The organism is Mycobacterium gordonae (assembly GCF_001417955.2).
In the GTDB taxonomy this organism is placed as follows: Bacteria; Actinomycetota; Actinomycetes; order Mycobacteriales; family Mycobacteriaceae; genus Mycobacterium; species Mycobacterium gordonae_B.
The window spans coordinates 1-5,331 of record NZ_LKTM01000086.1 but is presented as its reverse complement, the minus strand read 5'-3'; the positions used below and the strand labels follow the sequence as shown (position 1 = coordinate 5,331).

Here is a 5,331-nt window from a genome sequence, read left to right as displayed (position 1 = left end):
GAAAGCCGCCCCGGCACCAAACCGGGGCGGCTTTCACCTGCCTCTTGACAACAGATGCCTACATATCAGCTTTCGCGACTCACGTAATGGTGTAGTTCACCCATGCCCCGCCGGCCGGTCCGGCGACGGAATGCAGACGGGAATTCTGCACCCCGGTCCGGGGCAGTTGGAACGTGAAGCCTGCCGCCGCGCAGGCCGCCGGTGCGTTGGCGAAGGTCACCGGAGCCGTCACGAACCAGGTGCCGGAGGCGTTCTGGCAGGCCGCGGGATGCGTGGCCGCGCACGGCGCCGCCACCCAACGGCTGTCGGCGCTTTGCAGGGTGCAGGTGCCGACGCTCACGCGGGGTTCGTCCGGCGCCCAACTCCACAGCGTGCCCTGGATGCGCCCGTCTTCGGGCAGCAGTTGGTCGAAGCCGAACAGGTTGACGCCGCAGTTCGTCATCGACTGCGCTTTCGGCGGGGTCAGGGCCGCCGGGTTGGTGGGCGGTCGGCTCGGGTTGATCAGGGCCGAGATGAAGGTCGAGTCTTCGTAGTAGCGAACGATTTTCGAGGCATAGATGGCGGGGCCGTACGTGGCGTCGCATTTCGGATAGGGCTGGTAGTCGAAGGTCGAGCCGCTCTGCACTTCCTGGCCGTCCCAGTTGAAGACCGTGGTCCCCCAACTCGGCACACAATCTCCGACGAGTACGACCTGAGCCCCCGCAGTGCGCACGTCGTCACGCGAGATGGTCCGCGGGAAGTCGGCACAACCGTTCGCGGTGATGTCGCCCGGCGCGGGATGGTAGATGAGGCTGGTGCCGTTGGGGCGGCGCAACTGTCGCTCCAGAGAGTCCAGTGCCGAAGCGTAAGCCTTGGCGTCTTTCAACTGGTCCTCGATCAGGATCAGGACAACCTCGTTCGGATTGGCATTGAGCCAATCAGTAATCGCCGGAAGCACTTTGGTGAGTACCGGTTCGGTCGTGCAACCCAGGTTCGCTTGATCGGGCCCGCGTCCGTGGCACACCGTGACGGCACGGTTGCCGAGCTGGTCGATCTGCGGGATGTAGTGCAGGTCCAATTCGATGCTGCGCGCGTCGATCTCGAACTGCTGTGGCATCGACAGCTGCTGGTTGGAGTCGGCGTGGGACGGGGTGAACTGGCTGACCAGGCTGTTGAACGAGTTGTGGGTGCCGATCCACTGGGCGTCCTTGAAGGGGACCGGGTTGCCCAGAGCGTATTGGAACTGCGCCGTTCGATGTACCCACGACTGCAGATAGGCAACGGTTGCCGCCTGGGTCACCTTCGAGGCGAGCGGAACCAGGCAGAGGTTGTCGTTGACCCCGACACGCCGACATTCCGCGGCCACCGCGTCGGCGAACTTTCCCGTTCCGACGCAGGGAAAAGCGAAGGGGGTGATGGCATTACAGGGTGCCGTCGGTGAAGGGGGTGTCGGGACGTCGTTGACGTCGGCGGTGACCGGTGGCGCCGACGCGAGGGCCAGCATGACTGCGCAGATCACGACGGCGGACTGCAGCCACCGGGCGCATGGGGCGCTTGACATGCGCGAAAGACTGACACGGCTGGGTCGTTGGTACGAGAAATGTTGTCGAACTGTGGGTGTGTTGAAATCACTTCGTTAACATTTGTCTCTTTGGTTTGTCGAGCACCATGAGCCACTTAGGTATCACCAGCCCTGGAGCCGGCGGCACTACTTTCGCCCGCCTTTCCGCGACGACTCGCGGTGAATTGCCGGCCACTTCGGGCCGGATTAGCCTCACCACGATCCACCGACCGGGAGGGAGTGCTGATGTTCGTCGACGCTGGTCTGCTGCGCTCGGGGGGTGATCAATCTCGGCAGGCAGGTGACCACGCGCATCGAGCAGCAGGACATCTTTCGCGGGCAGAGTTGCCACCCGGGATGTTCGGCGACTTCGCCGCCGCCGAGTCATTTTACGCGGCGACTGGCTCGGTCCAGGTTCACCACGCACGACTCCTGTTGCACCACAGTGAGTTACTGGACAACACCGGCAGTGGTGCCGCGGTGGCTGCCGAGGGCTTCACGGGCATGGACGAGAGCAACGCGGAGACCGTGCGGGCGGTGCGGTGCGACTCCGCTACCTGAGCGTGGCGCATCTGGTCGCCGAGGCAGGCGGCGACCCATGGGCAGTCAGCAGTAGCCTTCACCGCGGTCGCCCGGCGCAGATTTCGGCTCTGGCCCAAGCTTTCCATGATGCCGGGCAGCTGACGAGGGAAGCCGAGTCGGCCTTCAGTGAAGCACGGCGTCGTTTCGAGGCAGCATGGAACCGCGAGAATGGCGATCACCCGATCAACGATGCGGCCGAAGTGCAACGCGCGACGGGCACGCTGGGCGTGCAGGCTGCGCAATTGCCCGAGATAGCAATCGATTTGGAACGCGTGGCGGCGATTCTGGCGGAGGCCCAGCGCGCATCAGCAGGCTTGATCCGGGTGTTGGAGGGTCAGTTGGAGGCCGTCGATCGCGAGATTGGCGAAACTCACCAGCTGTTGGACTCCTACCACCTCCCCATGTCGCACGAGATGGCCCTTGGTGACATCGTCGGTGAACTCGAGCAGCAGGCTATTGACGAAACTGCGGCGGCTCTGCACCAGATCGAGCACATCCGGGAGATGTATTCGGACCTGTTGAACCGGTTGAAGACTCGGATGCGTGTGCGGGGTGGTTACGACGGGGCCGTCGAGGCGCTGGACGGCACGGAGGCCAGGTCGCCGGAATCACCGGCGCAAGCCGAACGAGACGTTCACGCGGCACTTGCCGGCGACCAGTCGGCGGCATCACGGGTGAACGCCGTCCTGAATTCGATTACCGCCGAGCAGCGATCGGGCCAAGAGCCACTGACGCCGGAGCAGGGATCGGTGTTGAGCCAGCTGCAGGCGCAACAGCATGGGATGTCGGTCAACGCGCTGTGGACTGCTGAGCAACGTCTCGGTGACCAGCGGGAGATGATCGCCAATTCATGGCAGCTGATGAGTAACCCCGCTCTCGCCTTCCCCCGGACCGACCTCAAGCCCGGTGCGGTGCAGGGAGCCAAGATGGCGAGGGGCGGTGAAGCGCAGTTGCCGGAGTATGTGCAAGGCCTGAATTGGGCGTGGCCGGCCTACCTTCCGCAGCTCGGCATGATCGCGAACATCATGAAAGCCGGCAATCCGGTGTTTCAGGCGAACACAGACCTGGACCGGCGAATGATCCGCCACGCGGGCCAGGTCATGAACCTACTGCCGTGGCAACTTGACCTCGCCGGCACCGACGGTCACGAACAGACTGATCGAATCATGGGTTCAGTTGTCGCAGATCTCTTCACGGCGGTATCGGCGGATCACCCCGTAATGCACGGCATGGTAACCGGGTCGGAAGGAAACGCATTCCTGGACAACATGTCTCGACACTTCTGGTCGGACGGGGGCAAGAGCGCCGCCGCACTCTTCGACTGGGTCGAGGGTGCTGCGCGGGGACCCGAGGCGAAACTCGCCGCCGAAACAGCCAGGTGCTATGGCTTGTATCTGGGTGAGCACGGTGCCGACCTGATGCGTCTTCCCGGTGGTCATTCGATGGGTGAGGTGAACCCGCACCTGGTGCGGGGCATGGCACACGGGCTCACGCCCTTTATGAGCAATATTGCAGGTGTGCCGGGCGGTTCGCCGGACTTCGGCAACTTTCACGACTCTCCGAATGAAGTGGAAAGCGGAAAGATGCCTTTCGCCAAGCGTGTCTTTTCGGTTCTGAGCACGGACAAGGTGGCCTCGGACTACTTCAACGGTGCCGCCGACCGCCAGGCACTGCTCGCCGAAGCGGCTTTTGCTCAGGAATTGTCAAGTCATGCAACGAATCTCAACAGTTATAACGAAAACCTGCACAACGCCATGACGCTGCGCGGGTTGGTCAACTTCGGCATCGACAGCGCAACCCGTGCCGAGGTGGACAACCATGCCGTGAGCCACGACGCGGCCCAGCAGGCTTCCTACGACCAGCGCAAGACCGCGTATGAAGCCGCCGCGCGGGCGATTACCGGCGCAGTGGGCCTGGTACCTGAGGGTGGTCCCGTCATCGGCACGGGGCTCGGGGTTGCCGCCATCATTGCCGAAAAAGACTTCCTCGGGCCGGCCCCCACCGCGTCGTCCCCGAGCGACTACTCCATGCCGTACATGTCCATTGGTTCGGCCGATCGCGAACTGTTGAATGCCGTCATCGCTTCCGGGCAGCGGGTCGCCATCGAGCCCAGTTTCCTGATAGATGGCCGGATCGGAACGCCGGACGAATTGGCCGGCAGGATCCCGAATCTGACGTCGGCCCACTACGACCACGTTCTCAACGAGGCTTTGACCGAGCTATTCGCGCAGAGTTTCGGCGATGCGCCAGGCCGGCCGTTCATACCCGACCAAGACATGATGAACCGTTACAACCAGTTCGCGAAGGATTCGAGTCCGCCGGGCCGCTAGGTGGCTGCACCTCGGCGAGAGTGAGTAACCAAAACACGCGAACGGCGATAGCATCCCCACGTGCCGAACGCGCCACTGGCTGACCGCCGCCCTGACGCAGGTCAGGCACTCGGAAGGACGCGATGAGCGGAGACGACGACCAGCTGCGGATCATCCTCGGCCAGCTGTCACAGCTGTTGGGGATTCCGCCGCCGCCGATGATCACACCCGATCAGTTGGCCTCCGGGGCGTCGAGCATCAGCCAACTGCTGCGTGCCCTCGGTGCAGCGGCCAATGCTGGCGACGCCGACGACTACGGCGAGGCGCTGTCCGGGCACAACGAGCGCGAAGCCAAGACCTCCGATGCGTTGACCAAGTTTCCGGCGAATGAGGAGCAGGCCGGCGCGCAACTGGCCGGAGTCGGCGGATCCAGTGAGATGAGCCAGATGCTCCAGCAGATGCCGCAGATGGCCTCCGGTATCGCCGGGGGTATCGCCGGTGTGCTCGGGGGTGTGCTCCAACCACTGAGTCAGATCCCCCAACAGCTCGCCCAAGCCGGTCAGCAGGCCATGCAGGCTGGGATGGGCATGATGCAGCACAGCGCCGGGGAGGCCGGAGACGCGCCCGAGGAGCTCGGCGGCGCCGAAGGCGGATTGGGCGGCGCGGGCGCTGACTTCTCTGGAGCGGGCGGTGGAGGCGGAAGCGGCGGTGGCGGCGTCGAGGGGACGGCGCCAACGGCGATGCTGGGTCCCCCGCCGACGCCCTCGGCTGGGACCGTGCCGGCTTCGTCGCAGGGTGTGACATCGGCGCCTGCCGCCGCACCTGAGCCGGCGCCGGCTCAGCGCGGAGCGATGGGCGCGATGCCGATGATGCCGCCGGGGGGCATGCACGGGGCGGGTG

At 64.5% G+C, this 5,331-nt stretch carries 4 protein-coding genes; 3 read left to right on the top strand and 1 reads right to left on the bottom strand.

The window, feature by feature from the left end:
* Nucleotides 1–79: 79 nt before the first annotated feature.
* Nucleotides 80–1,540: a hypothetical protein gene (locus AO501_RS09725; RefSeq protein ID WP_055577523.1), complete on the bottom strand. Its 1,461-nt coding sequence runs from the start codon at nt 1,538–1,540 to the stop codon at nt 80–82.
* Nucleotides 1,541–1,786: 246 nt separating this feature from the next.
* Between AO501_RS09725 and AO501_RS09720 the strand changes: the two genes are divergently transcribed.
* The 3 genes from AO501_RS09720 to AO501_RS09710 all read left to right on the top strand — a co-directional run.
* Nucleotides 1,787–2,101: a DUF2563 family protein gene (locus tag AO501_RS09720; RefSeq protein ID WP_055577524.1), complete on the top strand. Its 315-nt coding sequence runs from the start codon at nt 1,787–1,789 to the stop codon at nt 2,099–2,101.
* Nucleotides 2,102–2,103: 2 nt separating this feature from the next.
* Nucleotides 2,104–4,452, top strand: coding sequence for a hypothetical protein (locus tag AO501_RS09715; RefSeq protein ID WP_055577522.1), 2,349 nt, complete (start codon nt 2,104–2,106; stop codon nt 4,450–4,452).
* A gap of 122 nt (nt 4,453–4,574) precedes the next feature.
* A partial coding sequence (locus tag AO501_RS09710) for a hypothetical protein (protein ID WP_055577521.1) occupies nt 4,575–5,331 on the top strand: 757 nt, incomplete at its 3' end.